This is a genomic window from Notoacmeibacter sp. MSK16QG-6 (assembly GCF_024158145.1).
Classification (GTDB): domain Bacteria; phylum Pseudomonadota; class Alphaproteobacteria; order Rhizobiales; family Rhizobiaceae; genus Notoacmeibacter.
Genome location: NZ_JAMYXM010000001.1, coordinates 885703 through 905808, shown reverse-complemented (window position 1 = coordinate 905808; position 20106 = coordinate 885703). Strand labels below are relative to the sequence as shown.

The 20106-nt window shown below is 59.7% G+C and carries 18 protein-coding genes; 11 read left to right on the top strand and 7 right to left on the bottom strand.

Going from position 1 to position 20106, the window contains the following annotated elements; all coding sequences use genetic code 11:
- Nucleotides 1-687, top strand: coding sequence for a ligase-associated DNA damage response endonuclease PdeM (pdeM, locus tag NIM86_RS04315; RefSeq protein WP_253379458.1), 687 nt, complete (start codon nt 1-3; stop codon nt 685-687).
- A gap of 6 nt (nt 688-693) precedes the next feature.
- Here the strand turns inward: pdeM and NIM86_RS04310 are convergent, their stop codons facing one another.
- From NIM86_RS04310 to NIM86_RS04285, 6 genes are all read right to left on the bottom strand, one after another.
- Nucleotides 694-1155 carry a DUF3429 domain-containing protein gene (locus NIM86_RS04310; RefSeq protein WP_253379456.1) on the bottom strand — a complete coding sequence of 154 codons (462 nt, stop codon included), beginning with the start codon at nt 1153-1155 and terminating at the stop codon, nt 694-696.
- A 45-nt stretch (nt 1156-1200) separates the two neighbouring features.
- A complete protein-coding gene (locus NIM86_RS04305) occupies nt 1201-1986 on the bottom strand; it encodes a TIGR02186 family protein (RefSeq protein ID WP_253379454.1) in 786 nt (261 codons plus the stop codon).
- A gap of 3 nt (nt 1987-1989) precedes the next feature.
- A complete protein-coding gene (locus NIM86_RS04300) occupies nt 1990-2910 on the bottom strand; it encodes a TSUP family transporter (protein WP_253379451.1) in 921 nt (306 codons plus the stop codon).
- 99 nt (nt 2911-3009) lie between these two features.
- Complete coding sequence (gene arsH / locus NIM86_RS04295; RefSeq protein ID WP_253379449.1) at nt 3010-3729, bottom strand: arsenical resistance protein ArsH; 720 nt, start codon at nt 3727-3729, stop codon at nt 3010-3012.
- A gap of 45 nt (nt 3730-3774) precedes the next feature.
- Nucleotides 3775-4185, bottom strand: coding sequence for an arsenate reductase (glutaredoxin) (arsC, locus tag NIM86_RS04290; RefSeq protein WP_253379447.1), 411 nt, complete (start codon nt 4183-4185; stop codon nt 3775-3777).
- 60 nt (nt 4186-4245) lie between these two features.
- The gene (locus tag NIM86_RS04285) at nt 4246-7830 is read right to left on the bottom strand and encodes a peptidoglycan-binding protein (protein WP_253379445.1); all 3585 of its coding nucleotides are present in this window, start codon (nt 7828-7830) and stop codon (nt 4246-4248) included.
- 457 nt (nt 7831-8287) lie between these two features.
- Here NIM86_RS04285 and NIM86_RS04280 point away from each other — a divergent pair, with 457 nt between their 5' ends.
- The 10 genes from NIM86_RS04280 (at nt 8288) to NIM86_RS04235 (ending at nt 18387) form a co-directional block, all read left to right on the top strand.
- Nucleotides 8288-8746 (top strand): MerR family DNA-binding transcriptional regulator, encoded by a 459-nt coding sequence (locus tag NIM86_RS04280; RefSeq protein ID WP_371872830.1) that lies wholly within the window; start codon nt 8288-8290, stop codon nt 8744-8746.
- A gap of 202 nt (nt 8747-8948) precedes the next feature.
- Nucleotides 8949-10742 (top strand): acyl-CoA dehydrogenase C-terminal domain-containing protein, encoded by a 1794-nt coding sequence (locus NIM86_RS04275; RefSeq protein ID WP_253380707.1) that lies wholly within the window; start codon nt 8949-8951, stop codon nt 10740-10742.
- 28 nt (nt 10743-10770) lie between these two features.
- Nucleotides 10771-11412, top strand: coding sequence for a glutathione S-transferase family protein (locus tag NIM86_RS04270; RefSeq protein ID WP_253379444.1), 642 nt, complete (start codon nt 10771-10773; stop codon nt 11410-11412).
- Nucleotides 11413-11511: 99 nt separating this feature from the next.
- Entirely contained in the window at nt 11512-12720 is a 1209-nt protein-coding gene (locus NIM86_RS04265; protein WP_253379442.1) for an acetyl-CoA C-acetyltransferase, read from the top strand.
- A gap of 2 nt (nt 12721-12722) precedes the next feature.
- Complete coding sequence (locus NIM86_RS04260; RefSeq protein ID WP_253379441.1) at nt 12723-13262, top strand: Spy/CpxP family protein refolding chaperone; 540 nt, start codon at nt 12723-12725, stop codon at nt 13260-13262.
- Nucleotides 13263-13273: 11 nt separating this feature from the next.
- The gene (locus NIM86_RS04255) at nt 13274-15487 is read left to right on the top strand and encodes a 3-hydroxyacyl-CoA dehydrogenase NAD-binding domain-containing protein (protein ID WP_253379440.1); all 2214 of its coding nucleotides are present in this window, start codon (nt 13274-13276) and stop codon (nt 15485-15487) included.
- A gap of 163 nt (nt 15488-15650) precedes the next feature.
- Nucleotides 15651-16271, top strand: a complete 621-nt coding sequence (locus tag NIM86_RS04250) for a 2-hydroxychromene-2-carboxylate isomerase (RefSeq protein WP_253379437.1) — start codon at nt 15651-15653, stop codon at nt 16269-16271.
- 99 nt (nt 16272-16370) lie between these two features.
- Entirely contained in the window at nt 16371-17033 is a 663-nt protein-coding gene (locus NIM86_RS04245; protein WP_253379434.1) for a helix-turn-helix transcriptional regulator, read from the top strand.
- On the top strand, nt 17000-18001 hold the full coding sequence (locus NIM86_RS04240; RefSeq protein ID WP_253379433.1) for a thermonuclease family protein: 1002 nt from the start codon (nt 17000-17002) through the stop codon (nt 17999-18001). Before NIM86_RS04245 ends, NIM86_RS04240 begins: the two co-directional genes overlap by 34 nt.
- 77 nt (nt 18002-18078) lie before the next feature.
- Complete coding sequence (locus NIM86_RS04235; protein ID WP_253379432.1) at nt 18079-18387, top strand: polyhydroxyalkanoic acid system family protein; 309 nt, start codon at nt 18079-18081, stop codon at nt 18385-18387.
- A gap of 4 nt (nt 18388-18391) precedes the next feature.
- Here the strand turns inward: NIM86_RS04235 and NIM86_RS04230 are convergent, their stop codons facing one another.
- Complete coding sequence (locus tag NIM86_RS04230) at nt 18392-20056, bottom strand: lysine--tRNA ligase (protein ID WP_253379429.1); 1665 nt, start codon at nt 20054-20056, stop codon at nt 18392-18394.
- Between the last annotated feature and the right edge of the window lie 50 nt (nt 20057-20106).

Below are 20106 nucleotides of genomic sequence, written 5' to 3'. Positions count from 1 at the left end.
ATGACCGGCGTCGCGCCGCACCGGCTGGCGGGCCATGTCGTGCTGCTCGACCGGTCCGGCGTGATGATGTTGCCTGAAATGGATACGCTCGTCGTCGCCGATCTTCACCTTGAAAAGGGCTCGAGTTTCGCGCGGCGCGGCATGATGCTGCCACCTTACGATACCGGCGAAACCCTGAAACGGCTCGGCGCGGTGATGGACTACTGGCGTCCCGGCCGGGTAGTCGCGCTCGGCGATAGCTTCCACGACGATGGCGGCGCTGGCCGCATGAATATTCAGGACCGAAGCGCGTTGCATGCCCTTATGGAGGGGCGAGACTGGATCTGGATCGCTGGCAATCACGATCCCGCCCCGCCGGAAGGGCTGCCAGGGCGATCGATGGAAACGCTGAAGGCGGGCAATCTGGTATTCCGCCACGAACCGCTTCCCGGTGCGGTGGATGGGGAAGTTGCCGGGCATCTTCATCCCGGCGCGCGGGTCGTGCAGCGGGGCAGGGCCGTTCGCGCGCCGTGTTTCGCCTCCGATGGCAGTCGGATGATCCTGCCGGCCTTTGGCGCCTATGCCGGGTGTTTGAATGTGCGGCACACGGCTTATGCCGGCCTGTTCGACTGGTCGCGCTTTTGCGCATTTATGTTGGGCGAAGAGCGTGTCTTCTGCGTCCGCGCCCAGCACCTTGTGCCAGATTGAAAGACTTTAAAGCAGAACGGCGACGGCCGCGATCAGCAATGTCGGCACCACCGCAATCGTAATGCGCCGTCGAAGCGGCAGAAACCAGCCCGGCAGACGATGCTTTTCCGCATGTCGCCTATCCCAAAAGTAATGCCAGACGAAAGTGACGGCCAGCAGCACGAGAGACGGTGCGCTGGGTAGGGTCAGACACATCCATGCAATCAAGGACGGCACAACGGATGTCAGAAGCTCGCGGGCGGAGGCCTCATCGTTGCGCGCCGTCGCCAAACCCCAGCGAATTCCTCCGAGGAAGGAGAGGATCACCGCGCCATAACCGATCAGCATGATGAGGCTGCCGGAACGTGTCAGCGGCGCAATTTCGGGGAACAGGAAAAAGAGCGTCAGGACCGCGAAGGGAAGATATCCACCAAAAACCAGAAGATTAGCCGTAGCGGCGTTCTGTTCCTCGATGTCTGTCCCGGTCATGCGTCAATCTCCCACCCCACTCGCGCGCTGCAAACATAGCGCAAATCAGTCCCGTTTGAAGACGAGGCGACCGAGCCATCCGGTGACGACGGCGAGCACGACGGCCAATAAGCCATAGATGAGCGAATTGTTGCGCGCCGTCCTGCTAATCGTTTGCTCCCAGTCGCTCTTGGCGATGCGGAGCGGCAGCGAAACACGGTCGACCAGCCGGCCATTGGCGAACATGAAAGCTTCCACGACATGAAGACCGACAGGTATTTCAGCAGGCAGGCTGAGGCGTGCGCGAAACAGCGGACCGGATAGAAACTGAACGGAATCGTCGTTTTTTGTGTAGAGGCCGCCTTCGATACGCTGCCGCCGAAGCGCCTCCACGAAATCCTTCATCTCCGCATCTTTCTGAAGGGTGCCGGCAGCAATCGCATCGACGCCGATGCCGAGGTCGGAAAGAACGGTTTCACCCGCCGGCCCACCCATTTCGCTGGATGTCGCGATGGAATAGGAAAGGGGAACATTGCGCAATTCTTCCGACTGCGTGTTCACCCATATCCCGAAGACGCGGTTCTTCTTGCGCACGACCGCCGTCTGGCGCGGCCCTTCGAGTGTGACCGCGATGCTGTAGATGCTCTCGGCGGACTCGGGGCTTCCTGACATCTGCGTGACGGTGCCGAAGACCGTCAGCACCGCGCCGGTAAAGTCCGATGTGATGTAAATCGTATCGGTCGACAGCCCGATCTGGATTTGCGGCTGCGGGCCGATAGCGTCCGGCACTTTTGTCTGGGCCAGAGCCTGACCGGACAGGATGAAAAGAATCAGGATCGCAAGAAGGCGCATCGGTCAGGCGCCTCCCGCCGCGACGGAGAACAGATCGTCGGGCGTGACAACGAGATCGAAGCCAAGTCGCAGACCGACCAGCAGAACGAGAAGCGCCAGAAGCGCGCGCAATTGTTCGCCGCGCAGTTTCTGGCCCACTTTCGCGCCATATTGAGCGCCAGCCACCCCGCCGGCCATCAGCGCAACCGCCAGGATAATGTCGACGGTCTGGTTGGTCATCGCATGGCTGACCGTGGTGAAAGCCGATGTGAACACGATCTGGAAGAGAGAAGTACCGATGACGACATTGGTCGGCACTTTCAGCAAGTAGATCATTGCCGGCACCATAATGAAGCCGCCGCCGACACCCATGATCGCCGACAGAAATCCGACGAATACACCCAGGGCGATAACGGGGATGATCGACACAAAAATACGGCTCTGACGGAAGCGCATCTTCAGCGGCAGCCCGTGAACCCAGTTATGCTCGCCAGCCCGCCGCATCGGCACCTGCTTGCCACCCCGCGATCGGCGCAGCGCCCGCAGACTCTCGGTAAGCATCAGCCCGCCGATAATGCCGAGAAAAACCACGTAGAGCAAGGAAACGACGAGATCGAGTTGGCCCTGCTCGCGCAGAAATCGAAAAACTTGCGTGCCGACAAATGCCCCGGCGACCCCGCCAGCAAGAAGGAACAGGCCAAGCTTAACATCGACCGTACCGCGCTTGAGGTGCGCGAGCATGCCGGAGAATGACGAGGCGATAACCTGATTGGCGCCGGTGGCCACGGCAACGCTTGGCGGGATATTATAGAAAATCAGGAGCGGCGTGATCAAAAAGCCGCCACCTACGCCGAAAAGTCCCGACAGAAAACCGACCGCCCCGCCCATCAGGATAAGAACAAGAACGTTGACGGATATCTCCGCGATGGGAAGGTAGATGCTCACGCCACCTCGGCCTGATCGAAAAACAACGATTTATGCGCCCCACCCGGCCATCTTGATGCGCCCCCAAGCGCCCGGTGTCAAACGCTCTGCTGCTACGACTTAAAGTTTTGGTTGATTGACACGTGCCGATAGCTTTGCAGCGCTCTCGACCCGCTCGGAATAACGGTTTGTCAGGGCCGTATCCCGCCCCCGGACCATCAGGGTGAACTTGATCAGTTCTTCCGTCACGTCGACGATGCGATTGTAATAGGGCGACGGCTTCATTCGGCCGTCTTCGTCGAACTCGTCCCAAGCTCTTGCCACTGATGATTGATTTGGGATCGTCACCATACGCATCCACCGCCCCAGAATGCGCAACTGATTGACCGCGTTGAAGCTTTGGCTTCCTCCGCACACCTGCATCAAGGCGAGAGTGCGTCCCTGTGTCGGTCGGACGCCGCCGAGCGAGAGCGGAAGCCAGTCGATCTGGTTCTTGATGATGCCCGTCATTGCCCCGTGGCGCTCCGGCGTGCTCCAAACCATGCCCTCGCTCCAGAATGCAAGGTCACGCAGTTCGGCGACTTTCGGATGATCGGGTTCGATTGAGTCCGCAAGCGGCAATCCCCTCGGATCGAAGAAACGGATCTCGGCACCCATGGCCTCGAGCAGCCGTCCTGCCTCTTCGGCAGAAAAACGCGAATAAGAACGATCTCGCAAAGATCCGTAGAGAAGAAGAATGCGAGGCGGGTGTCCATCATCGTCTGCGGAAATGTAATTGGAAAAATCGATGACCGGAAACTGGGACGCGTCGATATTCGGCAGATCGGTTAGATCGGGCATGGATGCGGCTTCGTCACTCTAAACGGCGGGTCTCGGAGGTGGAAATCAGCCTTCGCTGGGACGAACCTCTTCGCCATCTTCCTTGACAAAACGATCGAGCGCGCCGGGCGGCAGGAGATCGAGAACCATTTCGCTCGGCCGGCACAACCGGACCCCACGTGATGAGCAGACGATCGGACGATTGACGAAAATCGGGTTCTCGACCATTGCCTCCAGAAGCGTCTCATCATCCACCGATGCCTCGGTCAAGCCGCGCTCTTCGGCATCGGTCCCCTTGACGCGCAGGGCCTCATGCGGCTTGAGCCCGGCTGCGGCGAAAAGCGCCTGAAGCTGAGGCTTGGACCAGCCGGTCTTCAAATATTCGATAATGACGGGTTCGAACCCTGCTTCGCGCACCATGGCGACGACATTGCGTGACGTTCCACATGCGGGATTGTGGTGAATAACGATTTGCATGGCGCGGCTCCCTTCGCGACGGTCATGGCGAGCCGCCTTGTGGCCACGCCCTTACCGCCGCTAATTGGCCGCTGCTGCTTCTGCGTCAACCGGCTTGGCTATATTGGCCGCGAGAAGGGCCTGAACGAGGTTTTCGTCGATAGCGCCAGTGACCGCCAGACCTTTGTCCTTTTGGAAAGCACGGATTGCCGCTTTGGTTTTCTCACCCATAACGCCGTCCGGACGTCCGGCGTCGTAGCCATGATTGTTCAGAATGCCCTGAATATTGAGGATGGCCTTTTTCATATCCACGCTGGCAGTCGTGTCATCCTTCTTGGCGTCGAGCCAGGCCGGATCGGGCAAGTGCTCGTTCACGGCAGGGTCGAGAGCCTTCGGTTTCCAGAGTTCGACGATGCCGCGCGCGCGCTCCAACTGTTCGGGTCGCAAAGCCTGGGCCACTTCATCGCGTTTATCGGCGGCATCGGTGTCGCCATTCTTGGCCGCCAGCGCAAACCATTTGTAGCTCTGCACCAGATCCTGCGGTGCCCCAATGCCGCGTGCGTTGAGAATGCCGAGATTGAACTGGCTGTCACGAATGCCGAATTCCGCTGCATCCATGAACCATTTGCGCGCCTGCTGGTTGTCGGGGGCGCCGACAGCGCCCTGCGCGAAAAGAACGCCCAGATTGTGCATGGCGCTGGCATTGCCGGCATCGGCGGCCTTTTGGTACCAGGCTAGCGCGGTCTGCGCGTCGCGCTCCACGCCCATCGCTTTTTCATAGGCCAGGGCGGTACGGTATTCGGCAGGCACGTAGCCGGCCTCTGCGCTGGCAGTGAACCAGTCCGCTGCCGTTTCCATATCGCGTTCGACACCGCGACCCTCAGCATAACGAGCGCCCACTTCGTGCCAGGCTGCCGGCTCGCCTTCCGCAACGGCTTTCTGAAGTGCCGCATTGCCGAAAGAGATGGAGCGTTCATCGATTGCCGCGGCGTCCCCGCTCTCAATCGCGGGAGTATCCGTCACAACCGCGGCATCGGCATCGGCGGCCGTATCCCCGGCGAGGGGCTGTTCGGTGTCATTGGCTCTGGAAACCGGCTCGTCCATCGGCTCCGCCTCTGGCGCAGGATCCACTTCGCCAGCCGCTGGTGCGGCTGTACCATTGACCAGCGCGTCCTCAGCTTCGGCGGACGCGTCGCCAGCAGCAGCGGCGGTGTCCTCCACCGGTTCAGGCGCGGTAACGGCAGGCTCTATCGGCGCGACCGGCATTTGCCTTGCATAGAAGGTATTGAAGAGCTGCCATCCGCCGAACAGAAGGATGGCCACGAGCGCGATCAAGATAAGGGGTAGCTTGACCCTTGATGCAACGCCTCGGCGGCTTCTGGTGTTGCTTCCATCACCGCTCGGCTCGTTCTCGGCATCGGCCGCCGCTGCTTGGGCAGCGCGCCGCGCCGCCGCCACGAAATCCGCTTTGGCGTTTCTGGTATGGCTTGGATAGGCATTGTCCACCGCCGGCTCGTTCCGTTCAGCCTGAATCTTGCCGATGACCGCATCGAGATCCGGGGCACCGGAACCAGGTTCCATCGGCTCGTCCGGCGTGTCGGGTTCGGGCGGAAGCGGCTGCTCCATTTCAGTTGGCAAAGCCGGTTCTTCACCTTCCGCCTGAACGAATTCCCGGAGAAACGCTTCGTCGTCGGCCGGGTCGACGGAACCATCCGTGTGAGGGCCAAGCGCTTCGATTGTGGCAAGCGCTGTCTCGCCGAGCGGCGGCGTGTGCGCCGCGTCGAAAGCCATACGCTCGGTGGCTGGAATGCCGGCCTGTTCGGCCATCGATTGCGATTCTGGCGACTGGCCGGTCGCGGCGAATCCAAGACTGCCTTCTTCGATGACAGCCAGACGATCCACGATCTTCAGCATTGTTTCGTGGATGGCTTCAAAGGTCCGCGCATTCCGATTTTCGGTACGTCGGGAGAGTTCTTCGAGTGTCCGCAGATCGTTGCCGAGACTGCTCATCGCTTCTGCCGAGCCGGGATTATCCGCCTGCATCGTACGCAGTGTGTTTTCAACGGCCTGGCGCGCCGCCTCCATCATCTCGTCCTGGCTGCGCTGAAGGCCCTGCTCGATTTCGCTTAGCCGTGGCGCAAGGTCGGCAACGGCATCGTTGCGTCCTTCGGATCCGGACAGATAGGCTGAGAGCTCGGCTATCTGGTGCTCGAGATTGGCGATCGCCTCCGAGTGAGCCGCACTGGCCGCGCCACCAGCGCCACTTTCCACCTGGTCGCTGAGTGCCGAAAGCCGGTTTTGCAGGGCGTCAAAGCTTTCATTGCCTTTCGAACTGACATCGCTGATCGACTCGTGCATCCGGTCGGAGAGTGCATTGAAACGCTCATCCAGTATGTTCAGCAGCGACTGGCGCTCCGCCTCGCTATGCTCGGCTTCGGAATTCATGCGATCGGTAATGCGCGAAAGCCGCTCTTCGATCTCGCCAAGCGCGCGCTCGGTCGTCTCATTGGCGAAACTTGCGGGTGTCGCTCGGCTTGTTTTCTCGAATTTCGCATCGAGTTCGCGGAACATCGCTTCGGAGTGATCCCTGGCATCGCGATGGCTGCGTTCCAGTGAAGTGACAACCGTTTCGATTCGCGATTCCACGGCGGACAGGATCGGCGAGAGGTCGACCGGCGGCGGCGCTTTCTCCAAATGCTCGGTCAAGGTTCCGAGTTGGTGGGCGATCCGCTCAATGGCGCTGTCTGCCGCCTCGGACCGGCCGGCAAGAGTCTCGACACGCTCGGTGAGGGCCTCCATGCGCTTTGCGATCTCGGCCGCTTCCGGACCGATTGTCTGTGGCGGTTCGACCTGCTTGGCAAGCGTGGAAAGCCGCGCCTCGATTCGTTCCAGAGGCCCGGTATCGAATTCCGCCGGTCTGGACTGGGCGGAGACGAGCGCGCGGGATAGCTCGTCCAGCCGCGCATCGATGGTATCGAGAGCGCTTTGCGACAAGCCATTGCCGGCGCGTTTCTGCACGGTTTCGATCAGTGAACGAATGTCGTCCTGCATTGCGCCGATGGAATGTGATTGCGGAAGGTTGGAGACGTTGTCGCCAATCGTCTCGATCCGCTGCTGAAGGCGCGACAGGGTTTTTTCGCTCGCGCCACGAGATTCTGCGTCCCGGTTCATCTGGCGTTCGAAATGCGACCAGCGTTTGTCCAACTGATCCCAGCGGCTGGAGGCTTCGCGTAGCGTTTCTTCACGGGCAAGCTCGTCGAGCCGCCGCTTCATTTCGCCCATTTCGTTGTGGAGCGTATCGACGCCTTGCGATTCGCCAAACGAGGAGAGATCGGCGACAGCTTTGCTGAGGCGCGCCAGTTCCGTCGAGACATCCTGCGTGCGACCGGCGTCGACATCGTCGAGTACAGAACCCAGACGCTGCCGCAACGCGTGAAATTCTTCGTTGATCGTGCGACGCAGCTCGTCGCGTAGCTGCTCGCGCAATTGGTCGAGATCGCTTGCGGTCTTGCTTCTTGCGAAGGGGGAGTTGGCCGGACGGATTTCGCCCATGCCGAGCCGGTTTTCGATTGCGGAGAGTTTTTCGCTCAGATGACCGAGCGTCGAAGGGTTCCGCCGAGTGCGACCGACGTTTGCCGGATCGAATGGGTCTCGTCTCGTCTCCATCGGCGCGTCAACTCCTTGCGGGTGTCGGGCCAGTTTGCGGATGATCGCCGGTGGGCAAAACGGATTCTATGCTGCCCTGGCGTGGATGGCCCAACGCAGGGCAACCATTCGACGGGTATGGTAAACATCAGGTTAAGATATCTTAATTCCCGGTTGACGCGCCACGCATGTCAGCGCTATCAAATTTTTCCAAACGGTCAATTTTTCTAAGACGAACGAAACTCTCTTGTTGACGGATTGCATCACCTTAGAAAAGCCTTATACAACCTTTACGTAAGAGAAAGCCGGGTGGTTCAAATGCTGCCTGGCCTGTTTTCTTTGTAGCCTCCCGATCGAGAGCGGAAATTGCGAACCGGCCGTCGACCCGGTCGCTCAGGTGTTTTCGCAGTTTCGCGGAAAGGTCGATTGAGGCTCACGCACTAACAAACAGGTTCAAACGAAGGTCGCAGACTGGGACATGACGGAACAATCGAATTCGGTGCCGGCCGATGAACTGGGCGGCGAAGAGAACGCCAGCGTCGGCGAGAACGGCAACCAATATATGCGCATCGGCGAGGTGGCCCAGCAGCTTGGCGTCACCTTGCGCGCTTTGCGCTTTTACGAAGACAAGGGACTTGTGTCTCCACGGCGCGTCGGCACCACGCGCCTTTACGATCGCCGGACGATCACTCGTCTCAAGCTGATCATGCTCGGCCGCCGTGTCGGCTTCTCACTTCGCGAAGTTAAGCAGATCATGGATCTCTATGAGCCGAACGGTTCAAACTACCGCCAGACGAAGGTGCTCATCGAAAAGGGTACCCGTCAACTGGCCCGACTGGAAAAGCAGCGTCAGGAGCTTGAAGGCGCAATTGGCGAACTTCAACAGACCCTGACCGTTGCCCGCACTTCGCTGGAAGAGGCCGCTGGCCGCCCCTGACCGGTTGAACAGTTCTTTCAGGAAAGCCCGTCTCCGTCATGGAGGCGGGCTTTTCTTTAGCCGGCAACGCACCACTTCTGGCCGTGGCAGGAAAATCAGTCCTGCAAAATTTTGACGTTTACGGAAACGTCAAAATACGATAATGAGCGCGACACTGAATGCGGCCGGTAAGGCCGCGGATCTCGTTTCGGAGGAGATGTTGATGCCGGTCTATCAGGCCCCCGTAAAAGACACGCTGTTCGTTCTCAATGATGTTCTGAAGTTCCACCAGTACAACAATTTGCCCGGTTTTGCCGAAGCCGACCCGGAAATGGTCGAGGCGATCCTTGGCGAGGCTGGGCGTATGGCCGAAGAAATCATTCTGCCTACGAACCAAATCGGCGATCAGGAAGGCTGCGTCCGTCACGACGATTCATCCGTGACCACGCCGGATGCGTTCAAGGACGCATTCAATGCCTATCGCGAAGCGGGCTGGATGGGTCTTTCCGTGCCTGAGGAGTATGGCGGCCAGAACCTGCCCTACACACTTCATAGCGCAGTGGGCGAATATTTCTCCTCGGCCAATATGGCTCTGCTCATGTATCCTGGCCTCACCCAAGGCGCAATCGCGGCGCTTCTGGCCCATGGAACGGAGGATCAGAAGCAGACCTATTTGCCGAAGATGACGTCCGGCGAATGGACCGGCACCATGAATCTGACCGAGCCGCATTGCGGCACCGATCTCGGTCTTCTTCGCACCAAGGCGGTGCCGCAGGACGATGGTAGCTACAAGATCAGCGGGCAGAAGATCTTCATCTCCGCCGGCGAGCACGATCTGGCCGACAACATTATTCATCTTGTCATCGCCCGCATCGAAGGCGCGCCGGAAGGCGTCAAAGGCATATCTCTCTTCGTCGTGCCAAAGTTCTTTGTGACCGAAGACGGCAGTCTCGGCGAGCGCAATGGCGTCGCATGCGGATCGCTGGAAGAGAAGATGGGCATTCACGGCAACTCGACCTGCGTTATGAATTACGACGAAGCGACAGGCTGGCTGGTCGGCGAGGAAAACAAGGGCCTCAAAGCCATGTTCACCATGATGAACGAGGCTCGGCTCGGTGTGGCGCTTCAGGGACTTTCCATCTCGGAAGTCGCTTACCAAAATGCCGCGAATTACGCCAAGGAGCGGCTACAGGGCCGTGCTCTGACCGGCGCTGAGGCGCCCGATCAGAAAGCTGATCCGATCATCGTCCATCCCGACGTGCGACGTGCACTTCTGACGATCCGTTCTTTTAACGAAGGCGCGCGCGCGCTCATGCTGTGGAGCGCGCTCAAGGCCGATCTGCATCATCGTTCTGGCGATGCGCCGCAGGCGGAGAGCGCCGACGATATGCTGTCTCTGATGACGCCGGTGCTGAAAGGCGTGTTCACTGACAAGGGCTATGAAAACGCCACCAATGCTCAGCAGATGTATGGCGGTCACGGCTATATCGAAGAGTGGGGCATGAGCCAGTTCGTGCGCGATGCCCGCATCGCCATGATCTATGAGGGCGCCAACGGCATCCAGGCGCTCGATCTGGTCGGCCGCAAGCTCGGCATGAAAAACGGTAAGCCAGTCATGGCCTTCTTCGAGGAGGTCGGAGAGTTCTGCGAGGCCAATCGCGGCGATGAGGAACTTTCCATTTTCACCAAGCACATCAAGAAGGGCATGAACGACATGCAGGCTGCGTCGATGTGGCTGATGCAGAACGGCATGAAAAACCCCAATGACGCCGGTGCGGCTTCGACCGATTTCATGCACCTCTTCGGCCTTGTCGCGATCGGCTATATGTGGGGCCTTATGGCGAAGGCCGCTAAGGAAAAGCTCGACGCCGGAGAGGGCGACAAGGCCTTCTATGAAGCCAAGATGCAGTTCGGGCGTTTCTACATGGAGCGTCTTATGCCGGAAACGGCGACGCGCCTGGCTCGTATCCAGTCCGGTTCGGAAACAATGATGGCGGTGCCGGTCGAAGCGTTCTGATCCGGTCGAAGACCAAAGGGAGTTGGCCATGGCCGAGTTCACCCTCCACTGCTTCTATGAGAGCGGAAACGCCTACAAGGCAGCGCTGATGCTGGCGCTGAACGGAGCGGATTGGGAGCCGGTCAAGGTCGAGTTCTTCAAGGGAGAAACGCGGCAGGACGATTGGCGGACGGAAACCAATGTCATGGGGGAAGTCCCCGTCCTGATCCATCATCGGCAGGACGGCGATTTCACCCTGACCCAGTCCGGCGCGATCCTGACCTATTTGGCACGTCATTTCGGCACCTTTGGCCCGCAAACCGAGGCCGAGGAGTTCGAAGTGCTGCGTTGGCTGCTCTTCGATAGCCAGAAGGTCTCCGGCTATGGCGGCCCGCTCCGTTTTCTTCGGCACTTGAAGAAGACGGGCGAAACCGAAAGCGTTCAGTTTCTGCACGGACGTTTCGTGGCCGCGCTGGATATCATGAACCACCGTCTGATGGGCCGCGAATGGCTGGCGGCCGATCGCTGCACCATCGCCGACCTTGCCTGCTTCGGATATTTCAACTGGCCAGACGAGATCGGCGTCGATCTTGCTGATTATCCGAATGTCGCGGCCTGGGTCGAACGGATCAAGGCGCTGCCGGGATGGCAGCCGCCCGAAGCGTTGATGCCACGCGCATTCGAGGGCTGATCGCGCCCGAATGAAAGAGTTTGGCGGTCCGAAACGGAGCCGCACGAAGGAACAGCGCCAGAAGCTCCTAAGCGGCGGCGCGAAAAGGGAGAGATGAGAATGGCTGACGCCTATATCTACGACGCGGTGCGGACGCCACGCGGGCGGGGCAAAAAGGACGGATCGCTGCACGAGGTGCCGTCCGTCCGCCTTGCCAGCCATGTGCTGGAAGAAGTGCGGGACCGAAACGGCTTAGACACGTCCAAAGTCGATGACATCATTTTCGGCTGCGTCGATCCCGTCGGCGAAGCAGGAGGTGTCATTCCACGTGCGGCGGCATTTGAGGCCGGTTACGATTTTGCTGCGCCGGGCGTACAGATTTCACGCTTTTGCGCATCGGGCCTGGACGCCGTCAATCTCGGCGCAGGCAAAATTGCGGCTGGATCGGACGATCTGGTCATCGCCGGCGGCGTGGAAAGCATGAGCCGTGTCGGCATGGGCATGAGCGGCGGCGCATGGATATTCGACCCATCCGTTGGTATGCCCGCCTATTTTATGCCGCAGGGCGTGTCGGCAGATCTGATCGCTACGAAATACGGCTTCTCCCGCGACGATGTCGATGCTTACGCGGTCGAAAGCCAGAAGCGCGCCGAGGCGGCATGGAAGGATGGTCGTTTTGACAAGTCGGTCGTGCCGGTCACGGACCAAAACGGCCTCACCATTCTGGACCGAGACGAGCACATGCGGCCAAGCACCGACATGCAGTCGCTTGCGTCACTCAACCCATCCTTCGTGATGCCCGGTGAGATGGGCGGCTTCGACGCTGTCGGCATTCAGGCGCATCCCGAGATCGAAGCCGTGAACCACGTTCATCACGCGGGCAATTCGTCGGGCATCGTCGATGGTGCGGCCGCCGTCCTGCTCGGCTCGGATGAGGCTGGCAAAGCAATGGGCATGAAGCCACGCGCGCGTATTCGTGCATTCACCAATGTTGGCTCCGACCCGGCATTGATGCTGACGGGCCCGGTCGATGTCACCGAAAAACTGCTGAAGCGCGCCGGCATGGAATTGTCGGATATCGACCTGTTCGAACTGAATGAGGCCTTCGCGGCGGTAGTGTTGCGCTATATGCAGGCCTTCGACATCGATCACGACAAAATGAACGTCAATGGCGGCGCGATTGCGATGGGCCATCCGCTCGGCGCGACCGGTGCGATGATCCTCGGCACCCTGCTGGACGAGATGGAGCGCCGCGACGTCAATGTCGGCCTTTGCACGCTCTGTATCGGCGCCGGCATGGGCACCGCGACCATCATCGAGCGGGTGTGACGATGCGCCGGTTGATTGCCATGGCGGCGATTGCCCTCCTTTCGGGCGGAGCCTTCGCAGCGCAGAATGAAACCCAGCAGCCCTATGCCGACTTGCAAAATCGTGAGATCAAGGCCCTGTCGCCGGAGCGGCAGGACGATCTGATCGCAGGTCGTGGCGCCGGCTTCGCGCTTGCCGCCGAACTGAATGGCCTGCCTGGCCCGAGGCATGTGCTGGATATGGCCGACGAGATCGACCTGAAGGATGATCAACGCGCCGAGATTCAGGCCATTTTCGACGACATGAACACCAATGCGAAGGTTCTTGGCGCGGAACTGATCGCCGCCGAGGCAAAGCTGGACGCGCTGTTCGCAAGCGGTGAGGCGACACCGGATCAGGTGCGCACGCTGACCATGGACGTCGCTGAAATCGAGGCAAAGCTGCGCGCGACGCATCTCAACGCCCATCTGACGACATCGCCCGTCCTGACCCAACATCAGAGAATGCTCTATGCGCAGGCGCGCGGCTATGGCGATGGCCATGCCGGCCATGGCGCGCACTGAGGAGGATAGAAATGACCGATTATAAGAATTTCACTGTCGAGACCGATAGCGACGGTATCGTGCTTGTCACCTGGGACATGCCGGACAAATCGATGAACGTCTTCACCGAAGAGGTAATGGACGAGATCGAGACGATCTGCGACGCGACCAGCGGCGACGAGTCCGTCAAGGGCGTCATCTTCACCTCCGGCAAGACAGCCTCTTTTTCCGGCGGCGCGGACCTTTCGATGCTCAATGGCCGGATGGAGCGCATTCAGGAGTTGAAGCAGAACCCGACCGAAGAGGGCATGAAGGAACTCTTCGAGGGCGCGGGCCGCATGTCATGGCTGTGGCGAAAGATCGAGACCAACGGCAAGCCATGGGTCGCCGCGATCAACGGCACATGCATGGGCGGCGCGACGGAACTGGCGCTGTCGTGCCACTATCGCGTCGCTGCCGATAGCGAAAAGGTGAAGATCGCCCTGCCGGAAGTGAAGGTCGGCATCTTCCCCGGCGCTGGCGGCACGCAGCGTGTTCCGCGCCTGATCGACACTCAGGAAGCGCTGAAATTCATGACCACCGGCTCGCCGATGGATGCGGCCAAGGCGCAGAAGACCGGCCTTATCCATGAGGTCGCGCCGGCGGACGAACTGATCGATGCCGCCAAAGCCAAGCTTAGGGCCGGGGAGGTCGATCCCGAAGCGCCGTGGGATAAGAAGAAGTTCAAGGCTCCGGGCACGCCCGTCTATTCCGGTGCGGGCAGCCAGCTCTGGCCGCCGGCGATCGCCATCCTGCGCAAGCAGACCTATGGCAACTATCCGGCTGCTGAAGCAATCCTGAAGTGCGTTTTCGAGGGTCTTCAGGTGCCGATCGATACGGGCCTGACCATCGAGCAGCGCTATTTCACCGAGATCCTTCGTACGACCGAGGCGGCCATGATGGTGCGCTCGCTCTTCATCAGCCTGCAGGAATTGAACAAGGGCGCGCGCCGTCCCGACGGTGTGGAAAAAAGTCAGTTCAAGAAGGTCGGCGTCCTCGGAGGCGGCGGCTTCATGGGCGCAGGCATAGGCTATGTCACGGCCAAGGCCGGCATCGATGTCGTCCTGCTGGATCGCGATTCCGAGAGTGCTGAGAAGGGCCGCCAGCATGCCGCCGGCATCATGGATGGCCGGATCAAGAAGCGGCGCGCCACCGAATCGGACAAGGAAGAGCTTCTGTCGCGCATCACGACAACGGCGGATTATGCCGATCTGGAAGGCTGCGACCTGATCGTCGAGGCGGTGTTCGAGGATAGCGGCGTCAAGAAAGCCGCGACCGAAAGCGCCGAAGCAGTCATCCCGGACGGCACCGTCTTTGCGTCCAATACCTCAACCATTCCGATCTCGTCGCTGGCGGAAAATTCGAAGAAACCGGACCAGTTCATCGGTATCCACTTCTTCTCGCCGGTCGACAAGATGATGCTGGTCGAGATCATCCTCGGTGAAAAAACGGGCGAAAAGGCTCTGGCGACCGCCATCGATTACGTTCGCGCCATCGGCAAGACGCCGATCGTCGTCAACGATACGCGCGGTTTCTACGTCAATCGCTGTGTGCTGCGTTATATTTCCGAAGCTTACAACATGCTGGTCGAGGGCATACCGCCGGCAATGATCGAGAACGCGGCGAAGATGGCTGGCATGCCAGTCGGTCCGCTGGCGCTGAACGATGAGACGGCAATCGACCTGTCCCAGAAGATCATGCGCCAGACCGCCCGCGATCTCGGCGACGACGCCATCGATCAGCGGCACATGAAAATGGTCGACGAATTGGTCGAGAAGGGACGTCTTGGCAGAAAGGCCGGAAAGGGCTTTTACGATTATCCCGAAAAGCCGGCCAAGAAGCACCTCTGGCCCGGCCTGAAGGAGATGTTCGACCAGAAGGCCGCCGATACTCTGGATGTCGGGACGTTGGAAGAGCGCTTCCTTTTCACCATCGCCATCGAGGCGGCGCGCGTGATGGAAGAGGGGATCGTCGAAGACCCGCGAGAAGCAGATGTCGGCTCGATCCTCGCCTTCGGCTTTGCACCCTATTCGGGCGGTGCGCTGTCTTACATCGACGGGTTTGGGGTCGAGGCATTCGTCGAACGGGCCAATGAGTTGAAGGCCGAATATGGCGAACAGTTCGCGGTGCCGGAGTTGCTACGCGACATGGCATCGAAGGATCAGACGTTCTATGAACGTTTCCCGGTCGGCCAGAAGGCCGCCTGACGCGGAAGCGGCGTCGAATATCATGGCCCGGCCATTCTTGGCCGGGTTCTTTTTTGCAACACGAAACGCATGACAATCACTTTTCCGGGGTGGAAAAATTCTGGCCGCTTAACATATGTTTGTCAGAGTTGGGCGGAGGGTGCCGTTCAGGAGTTGCTGACCGTTGAGCGTAACAGTCGATTATTACTTCTCTAGCATTTCGCCCTTTTCCTATCTCGGACATGAGACATTGTGTGCCGTCGCTGACCGTATGAAGGTCACGCTTCGATACCTCCCGGTCGATCTCGGCATTGTGTTTCCGGCGGCTGGCGCCGTGCCACTCGCTCAGCGCTCTGACGCGCGGAAACGTTACCGTCTGGTGGAGCTGCAGCGCATTGCCGAAATGCGCGACGTATCGATCAATCCTCAGCCAGCCCACTTCCCGACAGACCCATCCCTTGCCGACAGGGTGGTGATCGCCTTGGTCGAACGCGATCTGGAGCCACGTCATTTCATGCTCGAAACATTCCGGGCCCTGTGGATACGTGAACAGGATATTGGCAATGAAGATGTTGTCGCCTCGATTTTGACAGCCTGCGATCTTCCAAGCGACGAACTCATAGGGGAAGCGCGATCTGAAGGCGTTTCTCAAAGGCGAAAAGAGTATTCGGAACAGGCTGTGGCACTCGGTGTGTTGGGTGTGCCGACTTACGTGCTGAACGGCGAGCTTTTCTTCGGGCAGGACCGTATCGAATACCTGGAAAGCGCCCTGATGACAGCCCGTGCGCCCTACACAGGCGAATAATCAAAATCTTCCTATGTGACATATTACGTAAACGCTATGGACAGTCGACTTCTCTCAACCTAGACATCGTAAAGGTTGTAGAATTGACAGGTAATGCGCGTGACGACGCACACGAATGTTTGGAAAGCACTGGATCAGTTGGCGGCGGAGGCAGGCCTTAGCCCCTCCGCTCTCGCGCGTCGTGCGGGTCTCGACCCCACAACGTTCAATCCCAGCAAGCGGGTCAGTAAGGGTGGCCGCAATCGCTGGCCGTCAACGGAATCGATCTTCAAGGTGCTCGACGCGACGGATCGCAGCATTTTCGATTTCGCCAATTTCGTCTCGGCCGATCGGCCGACGGCGGCTGGAAGCGGGCTGTCCGATCAGGACCAGACACATTTCGAGATTCCGCTTCTCGGTTTCGCTGAAGCTGGGTCCGGCGGCTGGTTCGACGATGCCGGATATCCGGCCGGCGAAGGGCTGGACGCAATAGAGTTTCCCGCGAACGGCGGTGAAAACTACTGGGCGCTTCAGGTTCACGGCAACAGCATGGAGCCTGTCTATCGCGATGGCGATCGCCTCATCCTTTCGCCGAACGCCGCGCTGCATACCGGAGACCGCGTCGTCGCACGCACTCGCAAAGGCGAAGTGATGGCCAAAATTCTGGACAGGCACGCCGAAGACAGCATTGACCTTAGCTCTCTCAACCCCGATCATCCGCCGCGTACCTTTGCGATGGAAGAGATCGAATGGGTCGCTCGTATTCTCTGGGCCAGTCAGTAATCCAAACCCTGCGATCCGCTGCGGTGCGGGCGTTTCCTAGTCGGGCGCTCGCCACTCTGATTATCTCGACGCTTGTCGCTTGGCCCGGTTTCGCAGAAGAGGCAGGTTCGCCGACGCAGCCCTTGGCCGGTTCCGTAAGCTCGAACGCCATCGCCGGTAAGAAGGTTCGCCGCATCGCGCCCGGATGGATTTCCCCGGACTTCAATGTGTTGGAGTTCCAGCGCGCGCCGTCGCGTGACCCGCTCTCTCCCTTGGCAAGCCCTGCGGCCCGCCAGGTTCTTCATCGGCAGGCGACAGCGCAATCGGCCGCGGAAGATTGGGTATGGCGTCGCATGTTTCGCCCGCAGGTCATCGCCGCCGGCAGCATCCGGGTTGGCGAATATGACATTCTGATCGAGGGGGTATCCGCGCCGAAAGCCGGGGAGCGTTGCGGCGCGTCCTCCAGGCGTTGCGGCACAATCGCCCGCGCTTCGGTGCGACGATGGGTTCGAGCCCGCGCGATCACATGCCTTCTGCCGCCGGAGCAGAAAAGCGGCGCTACCGCGTCATCGGAAGATAGGACGGTCCGGACGTCCTGCCTTCTGGCGGGCGAAGACGTAGCGACCTGGCTTGTGGCCAATGGCTGGGCGCTTCCATTCGAAGATGAACAGCAGGTGGGAGAAGACAGGCACACCGCGCCTTCCTCTGAACGTGCGGGCGCGGTCGATCTTACTGCTTTGAGTGAGGACGCACGTCGCAAGGGTCTGGGACTTTTCGGCCTCGGTGGGTGGTCTCCGGGCGATTGCGAGGCAGCAAGAGAAAATTGTCTGGCTGCCGCGGGTCGCGATCCAAGCGAAAATCTGCCGACCCCAAAATGGACCTACCCCGTCGCGACCATCCTTCCATCACCCGATTTGACGGACGACGCGGACCTGATGGAGGATATTTCCGGCACCGCCGTTTCCACTTCGGCGGAAGCCTTTCAATAAACGCCCAAACACCCCATATGCATCGTCGGAGGCGACATGGCTCGCCAGCTAAACCACGATGCGGAGCGCTATATCAGATGGCCAAGCCTGTCAGCATGACCCTTTCTCACGACCTGTCCAAGGAAGAGGCGTTGACGCGCATCAAAGGCGGATTCGATCGTTATGCCGGCGATATCGGCATGGGCATCGCGCTGAATAGTCGCTGGGAAGCCGATACCTGCCATTTCGATGCCAAGGCTCTGGGACAGAACGTGACAGGCGAGATCGAAGTGCGCGAGGACGACGTGCGGATCGAGGTTCGCCTGCCGATGCTGCTCGCCGGTATGGCGGACAAAATTCTTGGTAAGCTGAAGAAAGACACAAGCCTTCTTCTGGAAAAGAAATAGCGGATCAGGCGTCGGCGAGTTTGCCCGCGAGCGCCTGATCGATCAGAGCGGCCGTTCGTTCCGTCCCGTATAGGGCGACGAAAGAACCGAAGCGCGGCCCGCGCTCCTGACCGAGAAGCACCTCATAAAGCATCTGGAAAAACGCGACCGATACCCCTGGGCCTCCGCTCGGGCTCTTCTTGTTGTGATCCTGATAGCGTTCGATACCGCGCGCGACGTCGAGTGCGGCATCCTGAAGTGCTGCTCCATCGGCATCCGAAGGCTGCGTCCGCAAGCTTGTCCTGAGCTGCTCCAGCGCCTCGCGCTCGATAGTATCGGGCGCGCGGAAGCTTTTGGCTGGCTTTACGAAATCCTCGTAATAGCGCAGCGCGAAACCGACTAGCCGGTCGAGATCCGGATGGGTTTCGGCGCTTGTGCCGGGCGCATAGGACGAGATGAAACCCCACATCACGTCGCGATTCTCCGCATTGGAAGCGGAGACAAGGTTGAGCAGCATGGAGAACGCAATTGGCATTTCCACCTGCGGCACATGGCCGGCATGAATATGATAGACGGGGTTTGCCAGCCGCTGCTTGATGTCCTGTCGGCTATAGGCCGCTAGAAACTGATAATATTCGTCGACCGCGCGCGGGATGACATCGAAATGCAGGCGCTTGGCGGTGCGCGGCTTGCTAAACATGTAGAGCGCCAGACTTTCTGTCGGCGCATAGGTCAGCCACTCGTCGATCGAGATTCCGTTGCCCTTCGACTTGCTGATCTTCTCGCCCTTATCGTCCAAAAACAGTTCATAGACGAAGTGTTCTGGCGCGCGTCCACCGAGGATACGGCAGATCTTGTCATAGATCGCCGCATTGGTCTGGTGGTCCTTTCCGAACATTTCGAAGTCGACGCCAAGTGCAGCCCAGCGCATGCCAAAATCCGGCTTCCACTGCAGTTTGACATTGCCGCCGGTGATCTGGAGCGTGAGTTCCTCGCCCTCCCCATCATCGAAGGTGATTGTGCCGGCTTCCGCGTCGACGTGCTTCATCGGCACATACAGCACACGCCCCGTTTTCGGATCGATAGGCAGAAAAGGGCTGTAGGTCGCCTGACGCTCCTCGCCAAGCGTCGGCAGCATAACGTCCATGATCTTGCGATACTGGCGCGCGGCTTCGCGCAAAACATCGTCGAAGCGGCCCGATTTGTAGAAGTCCGTTGCCGATGCAAACTCGTATTCGAAGCCGAACTGATCCAGAAAGCTTCGGAGCTTGGCATTGTTGTGCGCGCCGAAACTGTCATGCTCGGAGCAGAACGGGTCTGGAACGTCCGTCAGAGGCTTTTGCAGATGTGGCGCGAGCGCGTCGGGGCTAGGCACATTGTCCGGTACTTTGCGCATACCGTCCAGATCGTCTGAGAAGCATATAAGATGCGTCGGTACCTGGTCGCCTGTCAGAACACGAAACGCATGACGCACCATGGAAGTGCGCGCCACTTCGCCGAACGTGCCGATATGCGGCAGGCCGGACGGGCCGTAGCCGGTCTCGAAAAGCACACCGCCTTGCGGATAATCGCCCTTCGCGTATCGCTTGACGATCTTGCGCGCTTCTTCGAATGGCCAGGCTTTGCTGGTTTCCGCTTCCTTTTGGAAGCTTTCGGACAATTCTTCTTCGGTCAGCGCAGGCAGGCTCATGTCGGGTCTCATGGTCAGGTCGGGTCGTACCCGGCATTACAGTGGGCGGA

Excerpts from the sequence above, each read along its gene's own strand:
- pdeM (WP_253379458.1), top strand. The coding sequence starts at position 1 with ATGACCGGCGTCGCGCCGCACCGGCTGGCGGGCCATGTCGTGCTGCTC.
- NIM86_RS04285 (WP_253379445.1), bottom strand. The coding sequence starts at position 7,830 with ATGGAGACGAGACGAGACCCATTCGATCCGGCAAACGTCGGTCGCACT.
- NIM86_RS04260 (WP_253379441.1), top strand. The coding sequence starts at position 12,723 with ATGCGCCGGTTGATTGCCATGGCGGCGATTGCCCTCCTTTCGGGCGGA.
- NIM86_RS04265 (WP_253379442.1), top strand. The coding sequence starts at position 11,512 with ATGGCTGACGCCTATATCTACGACGCGGTGCGGACGCCACGCGGGCGG.
- NIM86_RS04310 (WP_253379456.1), bottom strand. The coding sequence starts at position 1,155 with ATGACCGGGACAGACATCGAGGAACAGAACGCCGCTACGGCTAATCTT.
- arsC (WP_253379447.1), bottom strand. The coding sequence starts at position 4,185 with ATGCAAATCGTTATTCACCACAATCCCGCATGTGGAACGTCACGCAAT.
- NIM86_RS04305 (WP_253379454.1), bottom strand. The coding sequence starts at position 1,986 with ATGCGCCTTCTTGCGATCCTGATTCTTTTCATCCTGTCCGGTCAGGCT.
- NIM86_RS04240 (WP_253379433.1), top strand. The coding sequence starts at position 17,000 with ATGGGTCGCTCGTATTCTCTGGGCCAGTCAGTAATCCAAACCCTGCGA.
- NIM86_RS04255 (WP_253379440.1), top strand. The coding sequence starts at position 13,274 with ATGACCGATTATAAGAATTTCACTGTCGAGACCGATAGCGACGGTATC.
- NIM86_RS04230 (WP_253379429.1), bottom strand. The coding sequence starts at position 20,056 with ATGAGCCTGCCTGCGCTGACCGAAGAAGAATTGTCCGAAAGCTTCCAA.
- NIM86_RS04275 (WP_253380707.1), top strand. The coding sequence starts at position 8,949 with ATGCCGGTCTATCAGGCCCCCGTAAAAGACACGCTGTTCGTTCTCAAT.
- NIM86_RS04280 (WP_371872830.1), top strand. The coding sequence starts at position 8,288 with ATGACGGAACAATCGAATTCGGTGCCGGCCGATGAACTGGGCGGCGAA.
- NIM86_RS04270 (WP_253379444.1), top strand. The coding sequence starts at position 10,771 with ATGGCCGAGTTCACCCTCCACTGCTTCTATGAGAGCGGAAACGCCTAC.
- NIM86_RS04235 (WP_253379432.1), top strand. The coding sequence starts at position 18,079 with ATGGCCAAGCCTGTCAGCATGACCCTTTCTCACGACCTGTCCAAGGAA.
- arsH (WP_253379449.1), bottom strand. The coding sequence starts at position 3,729 with ATGCCCGATCTAACCGATCTGCCGAATATCGACGCGTCCCAGTTTCCG.